15 protein-coding genes and 1 pseudogene are annotated in these 18401 nt (G+C 72.7%); 7 read left to right on the top strand and 9 right to left on the bottom strand.

All coding sequences use genetic code 11. The features are described 5' to 3' along the window. Position 1 precedes the first annotated feature (1 nt). Complete coding sequence (locus tag LVO85_RS14155) at positions 2-352, top strand: GntR family transcriptional regulator (protein WP_232748143.1); 351 nt, start codon at positions 2-4, stop codon at positions 350-352. A 12-nt stretch (positions 353-364) separates the two neighbouring features. Here LVO85_RS14155 and LVO85_RS14150 read toward each other — a convergent pair whose 3' ends face one another. Next, a complete protein-coding gene (locus LVO85_RS14150; RefSeq protein ID WP_232748142.1) occupies positions 365-1036 on the bottom strand; it encodes a nuclear transport factor 2-like protein in 672 nt (223 codons plus the stop codon). Positions 1037-1137: 101 nt separating this feature from the next. Here LVO85_RS14150 and LVO85_RS17100 point away from each other — a divergent pair, with 101 nt between their 5' ends. Beyond that, on the top strand, positions 1138-3495 hold the full coding sequence (locus tag LVO85_RS17100; RefSeq protein WP_232748141.1) for a LuxR C-terminal-related transcriptional regulator: 2358 nt from the start codon (positions 1138-1140) through the stop codon (positions 3493-3495). A 58-nt stretch (positions 3496-3553) separates the two neighbouring features. After that, the gene (locus LVO85_RS14140; protein ID WP_232748140.1) at positions 3554-4465 is read left to right on the top strand and encodes a diacylglycerol/lipid kinase family protein; all 912 of its coding nucleotides are present in this window, start codon (positions 3554-3556) and stop codon (positions 4463-4465) included. Between the two features lie 61 nt (positions 4466-4526). Here LVO85_RS14140 and LVO85_RS14135 read toward each other — a convergent pair whose 3' ends face one another. Further along, a complete protein-coding gene (locus LVO85_RS14135) occupies positions 4527-5969 on the bottom strand; it encodes an LVIVD repeat-containing protein (RefSeq protein ID WP_232748139.1) in 1443 nt (480 codons plus the stop codon). Between the two features lie 204 nt (positions 5970-6173). On the opposite strand from LVO85_RS14135, the gene LVO85_RS14130 reads away from it, so the two are divergent. Further along, positions 6174-6842: a DUF305 domain-containing protein gene (locus LVO85_RS14130; RefSeq protein ID WP_232748138.1), complete on the top strand. Its 669-nt coding sequence runs from the start codon at positions 6174-6176 to the stop codon at positions 6840-6842. 43 nt (positions 6843-6885) lie between these two features. On the opposite strand, the gene LVO85_RS14125 is transcribed toward LVO85_RS14130, so the two are convergent. The 4 genes from LVO85_RS14125 to LVO85_RS14110 form a co-directional block, all read right to left on the bottom strand. Beyond that, a complete protein-coding gene (locus tag LVO85_RS14125) occupies positions 6886-8049 on the bottom strand; it encodes an ABC transporter permease (RefSeq protein ID WP_232748137.1) in 1164 nt (387 codons plus the stop codon). Beyond that, complete coding sequence (locus LVO85_RS14120) at positions 8046-9212, bottom strand: ABC transporter permease (RefSeq protein ID WP_232748136.1); 1167 nt, start codon at positions 9210-9212, stop codon at positions 8046-8048. Before LVO85_RS14120 ends, LVO85_RS14125 begins: the two co-directional genes overlap by 4 nt. 2 nt (positions 9213-9214) lie before the next feature. Beyond that, positions 9215-10171, bottom strand: a complete 957-nt coding sequence (locus LVO85_RS14115) for an ABC transporter ATP-binding protein (RefSeq protein WP_232748135.1) — start codon at positions 10169-10171, stop codon at positions 9215-9217. A gap of 149 nt (positions 10172-10320) precedes the next feature. Next, positions 10321-11151 (bottom strand): DUF72 domain-containing protein, encoded by an 831-nt coding sequence (locus LVO85_RS14110; RefSeq protein WP_232748134.1) that lies wholly within the window; start codon positions 11149-11151, stop codon positions 10321-10323. 83 nt (positions 11152-11234) lie between these two features. On the opposite strand from LVO85_RS14110, the gene LVO85_RS14105 reads away from it, so the two are divergent. Further along, positions 11235-12125: an NAD(P)-dependent oxidoreductase gene (locus LVO85_RS14105; protein WP_232748133.1), complete on the top strand. Its 891-nt coding sequence runs from the start codon at positions 11235-11237 to the stop codon at positions 12123-12125. Between the two features lie 15 nt (positions 12126-12140). On the opposite strand, the gene LVO85_RS14100 is transcribed toward LVO85_RS14105, so the two are convergent. Further along, entirely contained in the window at positions 12141-12941 is an 801-nt protein-coding gene (locus tag LVO85_RS14100; protein WP_232748132.1) for a DsbA family oxidoreductase, read from the bottom strand. Between the two features lie 129 nt (positions 12942-13070). On the opposite strand from LVO85_RS14100, the gene LVO85_RS14095 reads away from it, so the two are divergent. Further along, complete coding sequence (locus LVO85_RS14095; RefSeq protein ID WP_232748131.1) at positions 13071-13601, top strand: hemerythrin domain-containing protein; 531 nt, start codon at positions 13071-13073, stop codon at positions 13599-13601. Here the strand turns inward: LVO85_RS14095 and LVO85_RS14090 are convergent. Then, entirely contained in the window at positions 13594-14472 is an 879-nt protein-coding gene (locus tag LVO85_RS14090; RefSeq protein WP_232748130.1) for a potassium channel family protein, read from the bottom strand. The two genes, LVO85_RS14095 and LVO85_RS14090, sit on opposite strands and share 8 nt — an antisense overlap. A gap of 173 nt (positions 14473-14645) precedes the next feature. Here LVO85_RS14090 and LVO85_RS16860 point away from each other — a divergent pair, with 173 nt between their 5' ends. Then, positions 14646-17927 (top strand): DEAD/DEAH box helicase, encoded by a 3282-nt coding sequence (locus tag LVO85_RS16860; RefSeq protein WP_332875443.1) that lies wholly within the window; start codon positions 14646-14648, stop codon positions 17925-17927. Between the two features lie 35 nt (positions 17928-17962). Here the strand turns inward: LVO85_RS16860 and LVO85_RS14070 are convergent. Next, positions 17963-18250 (bottom strand): annotated as a pseudogene (locus tag LVO85_RS14070) (sodium-dependent transporter); the annotation flags it as partial. Positions 18251-18401: the final 151 nt, after the last annotated feature.

The raw sequence follows: 18401 nt of genomic DNA, 5'->3' as shown, positions 1-18401 counted from the left end.
CGTGTTCTCCGTCGCACCGGCGAGCTCGACGCCGGCCTTCCAGCAGATCTGCGACCAGGTGGTCGCCGCCGTCCGGGACGGGGCGCTGCTGCCCGGCACCCGCCTGCCGACGGTGCGCCGGCTGGCGGCCGACCTGTCCGTCTCCCCGCACACCGTGGCCAAGGCCTACCGGCAGCTCGAGGCCGAGGGGCACGTCGAGACCCGGGGGCGCAACGGCACGGTGGTGCTGCCGCCCGCCGGTGCCGCAGCGGCCGACGAGACGCTGCTCGCGGCCCGTGCCCTGGTGGACGCGGCCCGGCGGCGCGGGCTGGACCTGTCGGAGACCATCGGTCTGCTGCGACAGACCTGGTAGCCCGCCGCTGCGTCAGCCCGCGGAGGGCCCGCGCCGGAGGTCGAGCCGGCCCTCGGCAGGCAGCACCTGCTCCACCAGGGACAGTGCGTCGTAGTAGCACCGGATGAGTGCCACCTGGCCTCGCACGAAGGTCAGCACGAGCACCCCGGGACAGACCACCGGCGCGCAGGACGGCTCGACGAGGATGTCGTCGTTGACGAACCCGGCGTTGTCGAACCTGCCGCACAGCTGCCACTCGACGTAGGCCGTCGTCCCCGCCACAGCCTCGCCCACCACGGTGAGCTGCACGTCGGTGACCGCGTCGTCACCGTCCGCGAGGGCCGCCAGGAGGGCGGCGCGCGACCCGGTGTGCAGCGCCGGGGACCAGGTGACGACGTCGTCGGCGAGCAGGCGCTCCACGTCGAGAAGGGCCGCCTCTGTGACCAGGGACGGGTCCGCCAGGACCAGCCGGGTGACCGACCGGGTCACCGCCAGCAGGTGCTCCGGTGTGGGGGGAGGGTGCCCCCCGGGCCCGTCGACCGGGGGCAGCAGGGCCGTCGGCAGGCGGCCCTTCGCCGTGCCGCCGGTCGGCCACAGGCCGGGTCGGAGGTGGTCGAAGGGCGAGACGAGCGCCGACATCGTGCGGCCTCGAGCGTCGGGCCTCGACGCCCGAGCCTGCCGGTCGTGTCCGGGGCCGTCTCCCATGCAGACCTCCTTGCGCCTGCGGCGTCCGCGGTGCGCCGTCGCCGGCCGCAGTCTTGCCGGTGCAGCCGTATGCCGGCACCACCCGGTGTGGGTGAAGGCGCGTGACCACGGTCTGCCCGTGGACCTGCTCGGACCTGCCGTGGCACACTGACCTGCACCAATCCCTGGCGGATTGCCGGGACGTCGAGCAGGGGGGCGCCGTGGAGCAGGCCGTCGCACTGCGCAACCGCGCGCGTTTCGTCGTGCCGGACGTCGACCCCGCGATCATCGCCCGGACCCGCCTCGACGACCTCTACCGCTCCGCAGCAGGCCGCGTGCTGCGCGTGCTGGCCCCGGGCGGGTACGGCAAGTCCACCATCGTGTCCCGGTGGGTGGGAACGGACCCCCGCGCGGTGGGCTGGGTCGACCTCGAGCTGGTCGACAACGACCCCTTCGCCCTGCTCTCGGCGCTCGGCGAGGCCATGACCAGCATCTGCGACCTCGACGCCGCAGCACCTCCGGGCGGCCCGCGGGACGCCGACGGTGTGGCCGACTCCCTCGCGCGGGCCGTGGCCGACTCGCTGGCCGGCTGCACCGCCCCGTTCGTGCTGGTGCTCGACGACGTGCACACCATCACCTCCCCACCGGCCGAGGTCGTCGTCGACATGGTCGCCGAGCACCTGCCGTCCGCCTGCACGCTGGTGCTCGTCGGCAGGGCCCACCCGCTGGACGGTGCGGTCGCCCGTCTCCGGCTGCACCCGGGGGTCGTGGACGTCGGAGCCCAGGACCTGGCGCTCACCCTGGAGGAGACCGGACGGCTCCTGGCCGGGCTGGGGGCCCGGCTCACACCGCAGGAGCTGTCGGCCGTCGGCGAGCGTTTCGAGGGATGGCCGGCCGGCCTCCGGCTCGCGGGACAGGCCCTGACGCGGCGGCCCGGGCAGGTCCCTGCGACGGTCACCGAGGTGGCCGCGGACGGGTTCGTCCGTTCCTACCTGCGCTCGGAGTGGGCACAGCTCCGCGAGGAGGACACCGCCTTCCTCCGGGAGGTCGCCTGCCTGCGCCGGTTCACCGCGGAGATGTGCGACGCGGTCACCGGCCGGCCGGACTCCGGCGGGCGGCTGAGCGACCTGCACCGGGACGGGCTGGTCGTCATCCCGCTGGACCAGCGGGGGGAGTGGTACCGCATGCACCCCCTGCTCGCCGGTCACCTGGAGGCCGAGCTCCAGGAGCGGGACCGTCGCCGGTGGCGTGAGATCCACCTGGGGGCGGCCAGGTGGTGGGAGCGACACGGCGACATCGACCTGGCCCTCGACCACGCGGGCCTCGCGGGCGACACGGAGCTGTGCCGGTCGCTGGTGGCCGAGCACGGGATGGCCTACTACACCTCCGGCCTGCACGGCACGGTCCGGCGCTGGCTCGGTGCCCTGCCTCCGGAGGTGGTCCGCTCGTCGGCCGCGCTCGCCTCGCTGGGGGTGATGGACGCCCTGCACCTCGGGGACGCGGTGCGGGCACTGCGCTGGTCCTCCGTGCTGCGCGGCATCGTCGAGGCACCGGACGCGGAGGCAGCGGCGGACGACCCGCTGAGGCTGCGCTCGATGGCGGTGCGCGCGACGCTGGAGCAGCGCCCGGCCGGCGAGCTGGTCCCCCTGGCGCAGCAGGCGGTGGACGGGCTCCCGCCGGGGTCCTGGCGTGGCATCGCCGCGCTGGCCCTGGGCGGGCTGCTGTTCCTGACCGGTGACGAGCGGGCCGGTGCGCTGCTCGACGACGCCGCCTTCGAGGCCGAGATGGCGCAGTCCCCGTTGCTGCAGGCCAACTCTCTGGGGGCACGCGCCATCCTCGCCGACCTCACGGGCGACCGCGCCCGTGCCACGACAGCCGGGGAGCATGCGCACCGGATCCTGCGCGAACGGCAGGCAGAGCTGGTCCCCACCACGGCTCTCGTGGCGTCGATGCACTCGCTCAGCGAGGCCCGTGCCGGCCACCGGGAGGGTGCTGTCCAGGCCGTCGACCTCGCCCGGCGCCACCTCTCCGGCTACCGCGAGGGAGGTCCCTGGTTCAACGTCCTGGCCCGGCTCGCCCTGCTGCGGACGTCGCTGCTGCTCGGCGACCGGTCGCTGAGCCGCCAGCTGCTCCGGGAGGTCACCGAGCACCTGCGCTACGAGCCGGAGGACAACGGTGCCGCGCCCTATCTCGCCGTCCTGCGTGCGAAGGTCGAGGCCGCGGAGCAGGTGCTGCCCGACGGGCCCTGGACGATGACCGCAGCGGAGGGCAAGGTCCTGGAGCTGCTGCCGACGAGCCTGAGCCTGGGGGACATCGCCGGTCGCCTGTTCCTCTCCCGCAACACCGTGAAGTCGCACACCGCCTCGATCTACCGCAAGCTGGGCGCCACCTCACGCAACCAGGCGGTGGAGCTCGCGCGTGCCGCAGGCGTGCTCGAGGAGCCGGCCCGCGAGCAGCCTGTCGTGCGTCGCGCGCCCTGACGGCCCGAGCATCGGAGCCGATGCGAGCGTGCGCGGGCGAGAAGGCAGACTGGGAGCCATGTCAGCATCCTCACCCGTTCTCGTGCTCGCCAACGCCGCCGCCGGATCCGCCGACGACGAGGCGGTCGAGGCCGTCCTGGCCGCGCTGCGGGAGGAGGCCGACGTCGAGGTGGTCGTCCCGGACGAGGGTGGTCTGCGTCTGGCGCTCGCGGGCGCGCGGGGCCGCGACCTCGTGGTGATGGGCGGGGACGGGTCCGTGCATGCCGTGGTCGCCGAGCTCGACGCCATGGGCGACCTCGCCGAGGTCGCCTCCCTCGGCATCGTCCCGATGGGCACCGGCAACGACCTGGCGCGGACGCTCGGCCTGCCCACGGACCCGAAGGACGCGGCCCGCGTGGCCGTGCGTGGGCACCTCCGGCCGATGGACCTGCTGCGCGACGACGCCGGCGGCATCGTCGTCAACGTGGTGCACGCCGGCCTGGGCGCGGAGGCCACCCGGCACGCCGACGAGGTCAAGGGTCTGCTGGGCGCCACGGCCTACGCGGCAGGAGCGGTGCGCGCCGGCCTGACCAGCGACGGGTGGCGCCTGCGCGTGGTCGTGGACGACGAGGTCGTGGTCGACGGTGCCCGGCGCACCCTCCTGGTCTCGACGGGCATCGGGTCGTCGGTCGGCGGAGGCACCCCGGTCACCCCGCAGGCCTCGCCGACCGACGGGCTGGCCGACGTCATGGTCGCGACCGTGACGGGGGCAGCCGACCGCGTCTCCTTCGCGCGCGACCTCTCGCGGGGTGAGCACACCCGCCGCGACGACGTCACGCTCGTGCGCGGCCGGGTCGTCACGGTCGAGGCAGTGAGCCAGGACGAGGCCTTCGACGTCAACGCCGACGGTGAGGTGAGCGGCCCCTGTCTGCGGCGGACCTGGACGGTCGAGCCCGCAGCGTGGCACTGCCGGGTGCCCGACAGGCCGTGACGTGGTGGAGCCCGGCACCCCCGTGGGGTGCCGGGCTCCGTCACTCAGGCGGTGGCGCTGCTCAGCCCTTGCCCTTGCTCTTGCCCTTCGACTGGCCCGGCGCGTCCTGGTAGGACGGCTGGGTCTGAGCGTTGAACTCCTTGTACTTCACGCCGTTGGCGCTCTGCAGGCTCGGCTCGCTCAGCGTGAGCACGTCGAAGCCCTGCTGGATGTCGCTGGAGAAGATGTGCCCGTTGTACCAGGCCGAGGACCAGGTGCCACCGAGGATGAGCCGGTCGGCGGACAGCGGGCCCCGGTCGAACCAGGCCAGCTCCACCGGGTTGGCGGAGTCGGTGAAGTCGAACACCGAGATGCCGCCCTGGTACCACGACTGCACCATGACGTCACGGCCGTTGACCGGGACCAGCGAGCCGTTGTGCGCGACGCAGTTCTCGGTGGTGGTGTTCTCGCGGGGGATCTTGTAGTAGCTGCGGAACTCCAGCTGGCCGTCGACGATGTCGTAGATGCCGTTCGCGCCCTGGTTGGCACGCAAGGCCGGACGGCAGGTCGCGCCGCCGCCGCCGCCGAGCTCGTCGGTGAAGACGACCTTGGTGCCGTCGTTGTTGAACGTCGCCGAGTGCCAGAAGGCGAAGTTCTCGATGTCCCGCACGCGCTCGGTGACGACCGGGCTGCGCGGGTCGGAGATGTCCATCAGGATGCCGTCGCCCATGCACGCACCGGCGGCCAGGTCGAGCTCGGGGTAGACCGTGATGTCGTGGCAGCCCGAGGTGCGGGCGATGCCGGTGTCACCGGGGAAGAGCACCGGCACGTCGATGACCTCGGCGTCGGTGGGGCTGTCCAGCGGCACGTCGATGATGCTGATGGCGTCGTGCGGGGGCTGGCAGTAGACGTTGTTGACGCTGGGGCTGTAGGACGAGACGTAGATCAGCACGCTGTCGCCGTCCGGGACGAGGGTGTGGGTGTGCGAGCCGCAGGCGGTGCGCACCGACGTGATGTACTCCGGGTTCTCGATGTCCGAGATGTCCCAGATCTTCATGCCCTCCCACATCGTGGGGTTGTTGGCCTGACCGGTGGTGCTGTCGCACGAGTCGTCGCTGCGCACCGAGTCGGTCGACAGGAAGAGCAGGTCGCCGTAGACCGTGATGTCGTTCTGCGCGCCGGGGCAGACGACCGTGGTGACGATGGACGGCTTCTTGGCGTTGCTGATGTCGTAGACGGTGAAGCCGTTGTAGTTGCCGACGAAGGCGTGCTTGCCCTGGAAGGCGATGTCGGAGTTGTAGGCGCCCTCGGTGTCGAACGGCTCCTGCTTCTGGAGGTTGGCGACGAGCTCGAGGTTGTCGGTGCTGGCCGTCTCGCCCGGCTCGAGGATGTCGAACGCGGCCGCGGCCTCGGCCGCCTCCGCGTCGACCGTGGTGGTGGACGTGGCGTCGTCGTCGGACGCGGCGCTGGGGATGGACGCCAGCCCGACGGACATGCCGGCGACGAGCACGCCCGTCGCCGCCATGGCGGAGAATCTCCTGAGTGGTGATCGCAAGGGACCCACCTTCCTGGTGGTGCTGCGGTGGAAGTTGACACCTCAACCTAGCGTGTAGTGTGACGCCGGTAACACCGCATTGCGTCAAGATGTTACAAGCGTTTGGTCAAGTGTTGGTCAAGTCGAGGAGTGCGTATGTCGTGCGGCTGCGGGAGTGTTCGGCGTGGGTTGCTCATGGTTGCGGCGGCGATGCTGGTGGCCGGTTGCAGCAGTGGTGGGCCCGAGCAGGAGGTCGCCGACCGCGGCGTGACCCCCACCGCGGAGACGTTCACCGCCGACGCCCGGGTCATCCAGCCCGGCCGACCGGGGGAGGAGCCGACGGTCATCGAGCAGGGCGAGACCGGGGAGGTCCTCGGTCGGGGCTACACCGAGGCCGAGGTGGTCTTCATGGAGCAGATGATCCCGCACCACGCGCAGGCCCTGGAGATGGCACAGCTGGCGGAGGACCGTGCCGAGGACGAGCAGCTCCAGGTCTTCGCCGAGCGCATCGCCATCGGCCAGGCCCCGGAGATCGAGGTCATGCAGACCTGGCTGACCGACCGGGGTCTCGAGGTCCCGCCGGTCGAGCCCACGTCGGAGCACGGGGCGCACAGCAGCCACGCCGGCATGCCGGGCATGGTGACCCCGGCGCAGATGTCCCTGCTCGAGGAGGCGCGTGGGGTGGACTTCGAGCGCAAGTTCCTGACGTACATGATCGCCCACCACCAGGGGGCGATCGAGATGGCCCAGCCGGTGCTGGTCAGCGCCCTGGACCCCCGCGCCGAGGAGCTGGCCAACGACATCAGCTCCAAGCAGGCCATCGAGATCGAACGCATGCAGGAGATGCTGGACGCCCGCTCCTGACCGCCTCCGCGGGTCCGCACGTCGCCCTGGGCGGGTCGGCACGTCACATGGAGCGGACGAGGCTGCGCCGCAGGGCCCAGGTCCCGAGTGCCAGGAGCACGAGTGCCATGCCGAGCAGCACGCCCAGCTGCGGCAGGATGTCCGCGAGGGTGCCCTCCTGCCGCTGGATCTCGGCGAACGCCTCGTAGGCCCAGGCGTGCGGCGTGATGTTGGCGATGGTGCGCATGGTGTCGGGGAAGAACTCCAGCGGCATCATGCAGCCGCCGAGGGCGGCCAGCACCAGCCCAGCACCGATGCCGACACCGGAGGCGGCACCCTCGTTGTCCATCAGGGCGCCGACGAGCATCGCCGCTCCGGCGGCGACGGTGCTGAACACGGTCAGGACCGTCAGCGACAGCCAGATGTTGCCCCAGTCCACCCCGAAGAGCAGCGCCGTCGCCCCCATGATGTATGAGCCCTGGAACAGGGCGATGACGAAGCGTCCCAGTGCCTGTCCGCCCAGTGCCTGGGCGGTCGAGACCGGGGCTGCGAGCGTGCGGGCGATGACCCCCTGACGCCGTGCCTGGATCAGCGTCACCGAGCCTGCCAGGGAGGACAGGAAGACGAAGAGCAGCAGCTGTGAGGAGGCGCCGAGGTCGAACTGGCCGAGCCCGGAGAACTCCTGCTGGATCTCGTTGACGCTCTCCACCCGCAGCGTGGGTCCGGCGACGCTCTCGCGGGCGGCCTCCAGCGCGGTCTGGGCGTCGTCCGCTGGGACGCCGCGCTCGGTGAGGACGACGACCTGCGCCTGCTCCACCCGCACCGCCTCCGCCGCGGTGCGGATGCGCTGCATGGTCGCCTGGGACTGCGACTGCGAGGAGGGCACCACCTCCAGGCGGACGCCCTCACCGGCGGTGTAGGCCGTCGCGGCTGCGGCGTCGATGAACACCCCGGCGTCGGTGCGGCCTCTGGCGACCTGCTCGCGGACGCCCTCGGCGTCGGCGAAGGTCACCGTGAGCCCGTCGTCCTCCAGCACCTCGACCACGGCGGTGCGCAGGGTGCTGTCCTCGGCGGCGACGGCCACCCGCCCGGTGGAGCCTCCGCCACCGAACTGTGCGCCGATGACCACCACCAGCAGCAACGGGAAGATGAAGACGAAGAAGATGTTGGAGCGGTCCTTGAGGAAGCGACGCAGCTCCACCCCGGCGATGGCGAGCGCCCTGGTCACAGCGCGGCCCCCCGGTCCGGGACGAGTCGGGACACCAGGACCATCACCACGCCGAACCCGAGCATGATGGCGACCGGCACCCCGAGGTCCGCGACCCCGCCGCCGCCGGCCGTGATGCCCAGGCCGCGGGTGAACGCCGCGATCGGGTTGAGGTCCAGCACCTGGGCCAGCGCACCCGTGCCCGTGATGGGGAAGAACGCGCCACCGGCGATGCCGAGCACGAGGGCGACGATCGACTGGGCGATGCCGGCCTGCTCGGCAGTGCGCGCGACCCGCGCGATGATGAACATCAGGGACGTCGCGGCCGCGACGACGCAGACGACGAGCACCGCCACGGCGACCGGGGAGCCGAAGCTCACCCCGAAGAGCAGACCACCGACGGTGAGCAGCACGGAGGTCGCCACGACGCCCAGCACGAAGCTCACCAGACCCTTGGCGGCGATGATCAGGCCGGGGCGCATCGGCATGGCGTGCAGCCGGGCGAGCGTGCCCTGCTCCCGTTCGGTGACCAGGCCGAGCACACCGAAGCCGACGGTGAAGAGCAGGAAGAGACCCGTCTGCCCGGCGACCAGGCCGGCGGCCGGGCCCAGCTGCTCGTCGGCGGCCTGCCCCTCGGTGACCTCCAGCGGCGGCCCCGACGCCAGTGACGCCTGGGCGATCTCGGCGAGCTGCTCGGGAGGCAGGCCCGACCCGGCGGCAGCCGTCGCGGTGACGGTCGCGGCGGTCAGCTGGGCGAGCACCCCGTCGAGCACCGAGATGACGACACCGGCCTCCAGCCCCGTGCCGTCGCCCTCGATGACCTGCACGGTGACAGCCTCCCCCTGCATGACGGCGGCCCCGAAACCCTCCGGCACCACAACCCCGACACCGGCCTCGCCGGCGTCGACGACGCTGCGCACCTGGTCGGCCGGCACCTCCTGCAGCGTCACGTCCAGACCGTCGACCTGGGTCAGCACGTCCTCCAGCACCGGAGCCAGCTCGTCCTCGGCGGGTGCGGCGACGGCGACGGTGACGGGCTCCAGCTCGATCTCGGTCATGCCGCCGAAGACGAGGTTGAAGACGTACATGAGGGCCAGCGGCACCACGAGAGCGAAGATGAGGACCGAGCGGTCACGCACCCGCTGGCGCAGGTCGGAGGCGGTCATCGTGAGGAGCTGTCGCATGCTCAGTCCCGCAGGGCCTTGCCGGTGAGGTGCAGGAAGACCGACTCCAGGTCGGGACGCGAGATCTGCACGTCGGCCAGCGACATGCCCGCGTTCGTGGCCCCGTTGACGATGCCCGCGACGGCGGTCGGGGCGTCGCGCACCGTGAGCACGAGACTGTGCCGGTCGGCGTCGACGGCCTGCACCGCAGGGAGCTCACGCAGCAGGGTGGCCGCGGCGGCGGTGTCGCCGCTGCCCTCGAGCCGGATGTGGTCGACACCGCCGGTGAGCCGGATCAGCTCGTCGCGGGTGCCCTCGGCCTGGACCGTCCCGGAGTCGATGATCGCGATGCGGTCGCAGAGCCGCTCCGCCTCCTCCATGTAGTGCGTCGTGTAGAGCACGGCCATGCCTTCGCCGGACAGCGCCTCCACCGACTCGAGGATCGAGTTGCGCGACTGCGGGTCCACCCCGACCGTCGGCTCGTCGAGGATCAGCAGCTCGGGCTGGTGCAGCAGGCCGATGCCGATGTTGAGCCGGCGCTTCATGCCGCCGGAGAAGTTCTTCGTCGCCTCCTTGGCCCGCTCACCCAGCCCGATGAGAGAGAGCACCTCCTCGACCCGTGACTTCAGGGCGGCCCCGCCGATGCCCTGCAGCCGGCCGAAGAAGGTGAGGTTCTCCCGGGCCGTGAGCTCGGGGTAGATCGCGAGGTCCTGTGGGACCAGGCCGATGAGACGCTTCGGCGCGACACTGCGCGGGCTCATCTGCTCACCCCCGACCGTGACCGTGCCGGCGTCCGCGGGGATCAGCCCGGCGACCATCGAGATGGTGGTCGTCTTGCCGGCACCGTTGGGTCCGAGCAGGCCGAAGGTCTCTCCCCGAGCGATCGCGAAGGACACCCCGTCCACCGCGGTGAGGTCACCGAACCGGCGCACCAGGTCGCGCACGACCAGCACCGGTGCCTGGGTCTCCTGGATGCTCACTGCGTCCCCTCCGAGTGGTCTCGCCGGCTCGGCCGGCGGGTGGTGGTGCCTCCTACCCTAGGCACGCCGAGTGTGTGCCCGGCAGTGACAAAAGTCCTGCGTATGCCGTGACAACGGTGGTCGAGGAAGGGGCCGGCGGCCGGGCGCGCTCAGCCCTGCGCGGGTGGTGACGGCCCCACGCCCAGCCGGGTGGCCAGCGCCATGGCGTCGTGCGGTGCGTGCACCTTGACGTCGTTGTCGAAGTAGACGTAGACGTCGGCCTCGCGAGCCCAGACGCGCACCCGGTCGGCCCACCGGTCGAGGGCCTCGGCGCCGTAGCCGCTGACGTACAGCTCCTCCTCGCCGTGCAGCCGCACGTAGACGACCGGTGAGGTCACCGCGTCGAAGGCCGGCCAGCGGCCTGCGGTGTCGGCGACCACGACGCCGACGCGGTGCCGGGCCAGGAGGTCGAGGAAGTCCGGCGTCCGGAAGGAGGGGTGCCTCACCTCGAGCACGTGCTCGAGCGGGCGGTCCAGGTCGGTGCTGGTCCACGCCCGGCCCTCCACCCGGGCGTCGTGCTGCCGGGCGAGCGCCGCTGCCTGCCCCGTGGTCCGGGGCAGCAGGTCGAGGAAGGCGCCGAGCTCCTGTGCGTCGTAGGGGTGCCGCTCGGGCAGCTGCCACAGCACCGGGCCGAGCTTGGGGCCCAGCGCAAGCGGGCCGGAGGCGAAGAAGTTGGCCAGGGCGGTCTCGACACCGCGCAGCCGCAGCATGTGCGTGACGAAGCGGCCGCCCTTGACGGAGAAGACGAAGTCCTCCGGTGTCTGCTCGACCCAGGTGCGGTAGCTGCTGGGCCGTTGCAGGGAGTAGAAGGAGCCGTTGAGCTCGATGCTGCCCAGGCGCTGCGCGGCATACTCCAGCTCGCGCCGCTGGGGGAGTCCGGGCGGGTAGAAGACCCCGCGCCAGGGGGCGTAGCGCCAGCCCGAGATGCCCACCCGGATCATGGCCACCCCTCCTCGTCCGTCGCGTGTCGGCGCCCGCACCTAGTGTGGTCGTGACGGATGGTCCCTGCAGAACGGAGCACGTGATGAGCACGATCGGTTATCTCGGCCTGGGCATCATGGGCAGCCCGATGGCGGTCAACCTGCAGCGTGCCGGTCACACGGTGCGTGGGTGGAACCGCAGCCCCGGCAAGGCCGACGCGCTGTTCGCGGCGGGCGGCACGGAGGCCGGCAGCATCGCCGAGGCGGTGGCGGGTGCGCAGGTCGTGTGCGTGAACGTCTCGGACACCCCCGACGTCGTCCAGGTGCTCACCGGCGAGGAGGGGGCCTTCGCGCACTGCGCACCGGGCACGGTGGTCGTCGACTTCTCCACGATCCGTCCCGACGTGACCCGCGATCTCGCCGCGCAGGCCGCCGAGCGCGGGCTGAGCCTGCTCGACGCGCCGGTGTCCGGGGGCGAGCAGGGTGCGGTGGACGGTGTGCTGTCGGTGATGGTCGGGGGTGACCAGGAGGCCTTCGACGACAGCGCCGAGGTCTTCGCCGCGGTCGGGCGCACCGTCCTCAGGGTCGGACCCAGCGGTGCCGGGCAGACCGTCAAGGCTGCCAACCAGCTCGTGGTCGCCGGATACGTCGAGGTGCTGGCCGAGGCGGTGGTGCTCCTGGAGTCGCAGGGTGTCGACCTCGAGGTGGCGCTCGACGTGCTGGCCGGCGGGATGGCCGGCTCGCGCGTGCTGGAGCAGAAGCGGTCCCTGATGACGGGGCGCGAGTTCCGGCCCGGGTTCCGGGTCGACCTGCACCACAAGGACATGGGCATCGTGCTGGACACCGCCCGGGACGCGGGCGTCGTGATGCCGGTCGCGGCGCTCACCGCGCAGCTGCTGGCCTCGGCGCGCGCCAACGGCGACGGCGACCTCGACCACTCCGCCCTGCTGCGCGGCGTGCTGCGCCTGTCCGGCCGCGACCTCGGCACGGCCTGACCGGGTCCGGCTGTCTCAGCGGTCCTGGTCGGCTCCCGGGACGGCGCACCCGTCGGGGCCGCACCCACCCTCGGCACCGCCGTCAGCGGTGACCGGCACGAGGACCGAGGTGCGGTCGGCGCGCGCCCGGGTGAGAGCGTCGACGAAGACCTCGACGGGCTGGGCGCCGGAGATGCCGTAGCGCCCGTCGACAACGGTGAACGGGACGCCGCTCGCGCCGTAGGCCCGGGCCTGCTCCTGGTCGGCCAGCACGTCGTGGGCGTACTCGTCGGAGCCCAGCACCTCGTCCACGCGCACCTCGGGGAGCCCCGCCTCCACGGCCGGCCCGCGCAGCACCCGGGGGTCGGACACGTCGGCGCCCTCGGTGAAGTAGGCACGCAGGAGACGCTCCTTCACGGCGTCCTGCAGGCCGGGAGCGCCCTGCGCCTCGACGTCGGCCGCGAGGTGCAGCAGCCGGTGCGCGTCCACGGTGCTGCCCCGCCCGGCGTCCTCGAGACGGAAGACCAGCCCCTCGTCGGCGGCCACCTCGGTCATCTGGGCGCTCATCCGCAGACCGGCCTCCCGGCCTCCGCCGTACTTCTCACCCAGGTGCTCGGCGACACTCTGCCCGTGGCCCGGCTCACCGGGCCGGGGGGCCGACGGGTCGAGCTGGAAGCTGCGCCATACGACCTGCACCTCTGGCAGGGCGAGCCGGTCGAGGGCTGCCTCGAGACGGCGCTTGCCGATGTAGCACCACGGGCACACGACGTCAGACCACACCTCGACGGTCAGCGGGGCCGTGCTCGTGGGTGCGGTGACGGGGCTGGTGGAAGTCATGCCGATCGCTAACGCGGGGGAGGCCTGTGCTGTTCCGGGTATGCCGTGTCGTAGGGTCAGGCGTGCGGGGGAGTGGAGGGGTCCTGCAGATCCCGGTCAGCGTCGTCCCGTGAGAGAAACGAGCCCGGCATGAGCGGTGGACACGAGCACGGTGCGGGCGTGACCCCCGTCCCCGGTGGCTCCGGAGAGTTCCTCGTCGCGATCCACGACCACCTGCGTCACGAGCTGGGCACCCTGCGGCACGCGGCCCGCCTGCTGGCGGCCGGGGAGGTGCCGGTGGAGGACGTGCGCGCCCAGGTGCAGGACTCCCAGCTGAGCCGCACCTACAGCCAGTTCGGTGCGTTCTGCGCGATGTACTGCCGGTTCGTCCACGGGCACCACGGCATCGAGGACGTCCACATGCTGCCGGCCCTGGCCGAGGCCGACCCCAGCCTGCAGCCCGTCGTCGACGCCCTGACCGCCGACCACGTGCGGATCGGCGGGCTGCTGCGTGAGCTGGACGTGGCGCTGGTCGAGATGGGCCCCGAGGCACGGACCCCGGAGGAGGTCCAGCCGGTGGCCGAGGCGCTCGAGGCGCTCGCGGTGGCGCTGCTCGACCACCTGCGGGTCGAGGAGCAGGAGCTCGTGCCCGCCCTGGACCGGCTGGGTCTGGTCATCTGACCCGCGGCTGCTGGTGGTCCTCCTGGAAGGCCAGCAAGGACCGCTCGGTGTCGTCCTGCCCGTCGAGGTAGCTCTCCGCCAGGGTGGCGGCCAGGCTGTCGACGGCCAGCTCGAGCATGGCACCGGCGTGGCGCACCTCCATCGCGTCCGCGGCAGCGGCAGCCTCGCCCAGGGACGAGACGAAGGGCAGCGTAGCCGCGAGGGAGTGGGTGGGCTCGTTCTCCCGGAAGAAGTAGCTCTCCGCGTACTGCATGAGGTCCACCTCGACGGTGGTGACCCCCACGCTGACCTCGTCCACCAGCGCGCAGGCGACGCTGACGTCGCCGTGGCGGACGACCTCGAGCGTGTCGGTCCTGGCCATGCTGGTGAGCCGGCGTGCGAAGCTGCGCCGACGCACCAGCGTGGGATAGACCTGCAGGATCCAGGAGATCGCAGCGGTGAGCAGCACGAAGCCGATGAGGGCCTGGATCGGCACGAGCATGCGCAGCGGGTCGGTGGCGGGCACGATGTCGCCGAAGCCGAGGGTCGTCACCGAGACCAGCGAGAGGTAGAGCGCGGACCAGAGGTCTGCCGTTGGCGGGGGCGGGGCTGCGTAGAAGAAGCCGCCGGGCATGTGCGGCCAGTAGACGAGCGCGAAGCCCAGCACGACCACGGCGGCCCACGCGATCGCCGTGGCGAGCAGCCCGACCGGGCCTGCGAGCTCGCTGGACCGACCGGTGCGGCGGTTCCACCAGCGGCTCACCGCCCACAGCGCCCGGAACAGGACACGGGCGACGAAGCCGAACCCGCGGGGGTGCCAGAGGGTGTGGAAGATGTCCCACAGGGCGAGCAGGACCAGGGCGGCACCGAGCACGGTGAGCAGGAGCGTCATACGACCCATCGTGCAGGACCGCCGGCCCCCGGGCAGGGCCGCGGGTGACCGATGTGCGCTCGGGTGCACGCCTCGAGACCGACACGGGAGCGCGGATCGGGCACAGGGGCCGTCAGGTGCAGCATCGTGGACGGTGCGCCCGCCTGTCGGCGCCCGGCGGTAGCGTCGGCCGCGTGGCAGTCAAGGTCAGTGCAGCGACGTGGGTGGGCCGGCTCACCGACCGTGACATCGGCCGCGTCGTGGGTGAGGCGAGCCTGGGCCGCGCCCGGGGGTATGCCGTGACCGGCGCCGTGCGCACCCTCGTCGAGGGTGACCGGGGGCGGGTGCTGCTCGCGACGGTGTCGGGGAGCCGGCCGGCCGGCTACCAGACGGTCGTCCGGCTGCTGGACGACGCCGGTGTGCCGCGGTGGTCGGGGTCGTGCAGCTGCCCGGTGGGCTTCGACTGCAAGCACACCGCCGCGGTGCTGCTCACAGCCCGGGAGGCCCTGCAGGCGGACACGCCTGCCGAGGAGCGCGGCTGGGAGCGCATGCTGGCGCCCCTCGTGCAGAGTGCTCCGGCGGCGGCCGACGGTCTGCCCGGGCTGGGCCTGGAGGTCTCGCTCGTCACCGCGCTGGCGCCCACGCGCGGCACGACAGCACGCCGGGTGCGCATCCGGCCGCTGCGGGAGGGCCGCAACAAGCCCTGGGTCAGGCAGGGCGCCGGCTGGTCGGACCTCACCCGCAGCTGGGGCCGGCCGGACGTCCGCCCCGACCATCGTGCGGTGCTTGGCGACATCCTCGCCCTGCACCGCGCGACCGCCGCGGGCTACTACGGCTACGGCAGCCCCGACGTGGAGGTCGACGACCTCGGCCCCGCGGTCTGGCCGCTCCTGCGACGCTGCGAGCTCGTCGGCATACCGCTGGTGGCCGCCGGCGACGGGCTCGCCGAGGTGACCCTGGTGCCCTCCGCCGCCGAGGTGCGGGTCGACGTGCGTCGGCACGAGGACGGGCTCACCGTGCGGCCGGTGCTGGCCATGGGGGAGGCGACCCCGGTCGGGGCCAGGCTCCTGCTCGGTGACCCGGCCCACGGGGTGGCGGTGCTGGGCGCCGACGGCACCCTCACCCTGGCCCCGCTCGCGGCCCCACCGCCGGCGGCCCTGGGTGCGCTGCTGCAGGCCGGCACCACGGTGGAGGTGCCCGGCCCCGACGTGCCGCGGTTCCTGGGGCTGTACTACCCCGTCCTGGCGCGCCGGCTGGCCGTCGGCTCCTCGGACGACAGCGTCGCCCTGCCCGAGGGCGTCACCACGATGCTCACCCTGGAGGCGACCTACCGTCCCGGCCATCGCCTGGAGCTGCGGTGGGGCTTCGCCTACCAGGTGCCCGCCCACGGCGGCTCGGAGCCCGCCGAGGTGCGGGTGGGCCTGACCCCCGGTCCGACCGACCCGCCCCGTGACCTGGAGCACGAGCACGCCCTGCTGGCCGGCCTGACCGAGCTGGACGCCCTCCCGCGGCTGCGGCACCGGTCGGCCACGGGCGCGCTGCACCCCAGCCCGCAGAGCGCCCTCGTCGGCATGGACACCGTCACCTTCACCACCGAGGTGCTGCCCGCACTCCAGGCCCGGGAGGACGTGCACGTCGACGTCACCGGCGAGCCCCCGGCCTACGAGGAGGCGGAGCAGGCACCCGTCGTCCACCTGGAGACCCGCGACACCGACGAGCACCAGGGTGACTGGTTCGACCTGCACGTCACCGTGAGCGTCGACGGACAGGAGGTGCCGTTCGCGCCGCTCTTCGCGGCCCTCGCCCGGGGGGAGGAGGTGATGCTGCTCGACTCCGGCACCTGGTTCCCCCTCGACCGCCCCGAGCTCACGTCGCTCCGCGCGCTCATCGAGGAGGCCCGTGAGCTGAGCGACGCCGACGGCGACACGCTGCGGGTCTCCCGCTACCAGGTCGGGCTCTGGGAGGAGCTCGTCGCCCTGGGCGTCGTCGAGCAGCAGAGCGCTCGGTGGGGCGAGGCGGTCTCCGGTCTGCTGGGGTCCGCCGAGCAGCAGGCCCCGGCGGTGCCGGCCGGGCTGCAGGCGACGCTGCGCCCCTACCAGGAGCAGGGCTACCAGTGGCTGGCCATGCTGTGGGACGCCCGGCTCGGCGGCGTGCTCGCCGACGACATGGGCCTGGGCAAGACGCTGCAGGCCCTGGCCATGGCGGTGCGCGCCCACGAGCGGGGCGAGCTCGCCGACCCGCTGCTGGTGGTCGCACCCGCGAGCGTCGTCGGCACCTGGGTCGAGGAGGCCGCACGGTTCAGCCCCGGCCTGCGGGTCGTGCCGGTGACCGCGACCGGGAGGCGTCGGGGGACCAGCCTGGCCGGGGCGGTGGACGGCGCACAGGTCGTGGTGACCTCCTACACCCTGCTGCGGCTGGAGGCCGACGACTACCAGGCGCTGCGCTGGAGCGGGCTGGTGCTCGACGAGGCGCAGTTCGTCAAGAACCACCGTTCGCGCACCTACCAGGCGGCCCGGCGGCTCGGGGCGCCGTTCACGCTGGCCATCACCGGCACGCCGCTGGAGAACTCCCTGATGGACCTGTGGGCGATGCTGTCCCTGGCCGCCCCGGGGCTGTTCCCGCGGCCGGAGGTGTTCGCCGAGCGCTACCGCCGGCCGATCGAGACGGGCGCGGCGCCGGAGCAGCTGCAGGCCCTGCGCCGGCGGGTGCGGCCCTTCCTGCTCCGCCGCACCAAGGACCAGGTCGCACCGGAGCTGCCGCCGAAGCAGGAGCAGGTGGTGCACATCGCGCTGTCGCCAGCACACCGACGCATCTACGGCCAGCACCTGCAGCGGGAGCGGCAGCGCGTGCTGGGCCTGCTGGAGGACATGGACCGCCACCGCGTCGCCATCTTCCGGGCACTGACGCTGCTGCGCCAGCTCAGCCTCGACCCGGTGCTCGTCGACGAGGCGTATGCCGGCAAGGGCGCCTCGGCCAAGGTGGAGGCGCTGCTGGAGCAGCTGGAGGAGGTGGCCGCCGAGGGCCACCGGGCCCTGGTGTTCAGCTCGTTCACCGGCTTCCTGGGCCTGGTGCGCGAGCGCCTCGACGCGGCCGGCATCGGCTACAGCTACCTCGACGGTCGCACCCGGGACCGGCCCCGGCGCATCGCGGCGTTCCGCGAGGGTGACGACCCGGTCTTCCTCATCAGCCTCAAGGCGGGGGGCTTCGGGCTGACGCTCACCGAGGCCGACTACGTGTTCATCCTCGACCCGTGGTGGAACCCTGCGGCCGAGGCACAGGCGGTCGACCGCACCCACCGCATCGGCCAGGAGCGCCCGGTGATGGTCTACCGCCTGGTCTCCAGCGACACGATCGAGGACAAGGTCGTGGCCCTGCAGCAGCGCAAGCGTGACCTGTTCAGCAGGGTCGTGGACGAGGGGGAGTACACCGGCGGCGGGCTGACCGCCGACGACATCCGTGGCCTGCTCGACGGCTGAGCAGTCCACCGGTCGGGGTCAGAGGTCGCGGTGGAGCGGTGCCCCAGCCCATTGTCGAGCAGCAGGAGCGGCAGGCCCGCGGTGAGCAGCGCGACGAGGTAGGGGAGCATGAACGCCCCGCGGCCGTTCTCGTCGGCGACGTAGGGGAAGCGCCAGATGTTGCTCAGCCCGACCGCAGAGCCGATTGCGGGCAGGTAGGTCCCACGCTGGCAGCACGACCTCGGCTGGTCCGGCGGCGCTGAGAAGTCGGGACCTTGGTCCTGTGCTGGTGGGGACGGTGTGCTCTGTGGGGGCCGGTGGTGTTCGGGGAGGGTGGGTGTCAGCGGGAAGGTCCCGCTCCTGTCGCACAGAGGATTTGATGCCGTTATGGCAACCACGAACCGTCCTGAGACTCCCACTGGCACGCATGACGAGCTGGCTGGTGTGGAGCACACGTCCAACCACTGGCTGTCCCCGGTGGCCCGCAAGGTGCTG

The organism is Ornithinimicrobium sediminis, assembly GCF_021272345.1.
GTDB classification, from domain to species: domain Bacteria; phylum Actinomycetota; class Actinomycetes; order Actinomycetales; family Dermatophilaceae; genus Ornithinicoccus; species Ornithinicoccus sediminis_B.
This window is presented reverse-complemented; position numbering and strand designations above follow the sequence as displayed.

Excerpts from the sequence above, each read along its gene's own strand:
- LVO85_RS14105 (WP_232748133.1), top strand. The coding sequence starts at position 11,235 with ATGAGCACGATCGGTTATCTCGGCCTGGGCATCATGGGCAGCCCGATG.
- LVO85_RS14140 (WP_232748140.1), top strand. The coding sequence starts at position 3,554 with ATGTCAGCATCCTCACCCGTTCTCGTGCTCGCCAACGCCGCCGCCGGA.
- LVO85_RS14110 (WP_232748134.1), bottom strand. The coding sequence starts at position 11,151 with ATGATCCGGGTGGGCATCTCGGGCTGGCGCTACGCCCCCTGGCGCGGG.
- LVO85_RS14150 (WP_232748142.1), bottom strand. The coding sequence starts at position 1,036 with ATGGGAGACGGCCCCGGACACGACCGGCAGGCTCGGGCGTCGAGGCCC.
- LVO85_RS14090 (WP_232748130.1), bottom strand. The coding sequence starts at position 14,472 with ATGACGCTCCTGCTCACCGTGCTCGGTGCCGCCCTGGTCCTGCTCGCC.
- LVO85_RS14130 (WP_232748138.1), top strand. The coding sequence starts at position 6,174 with ATGGTTGCGGCGGCGATGCTGGTGGCCGGTTGCAGCAGTGGTGGGCCC.
- LVO85_RS14095 (WP_232748131.1), top strand. The coding sequence starts at position 13,071 with ATGAGCGGTGGACACGAGCACGGTGCGGGCGTGACCCCCGTCCCCGGT.
- LVO85_RS14135 (WP_232748139.1), bottom strand. The coding sequence starts at position 5,969 with ATGGCGGCGACGGGCGTGCTCGTCGCCGGCATGTCCGTCGGGCTGGCG.
- LVO85_RS14100 (WP_232748132.1), bottom strand. The coding sequence starts at position 12,941 with ATGACTTCCACCAGCCCCGTCACCGCACCCACGAGCACGGCCCCGCTG.
- LVO85_RS14120 (WP_232748136.1), bottom strand. The coding sequence starts at position 9,212 with ATGCGACAGCTCCTCACGATGACCGCCTCCGACCTGCGCCAGCGGGTG.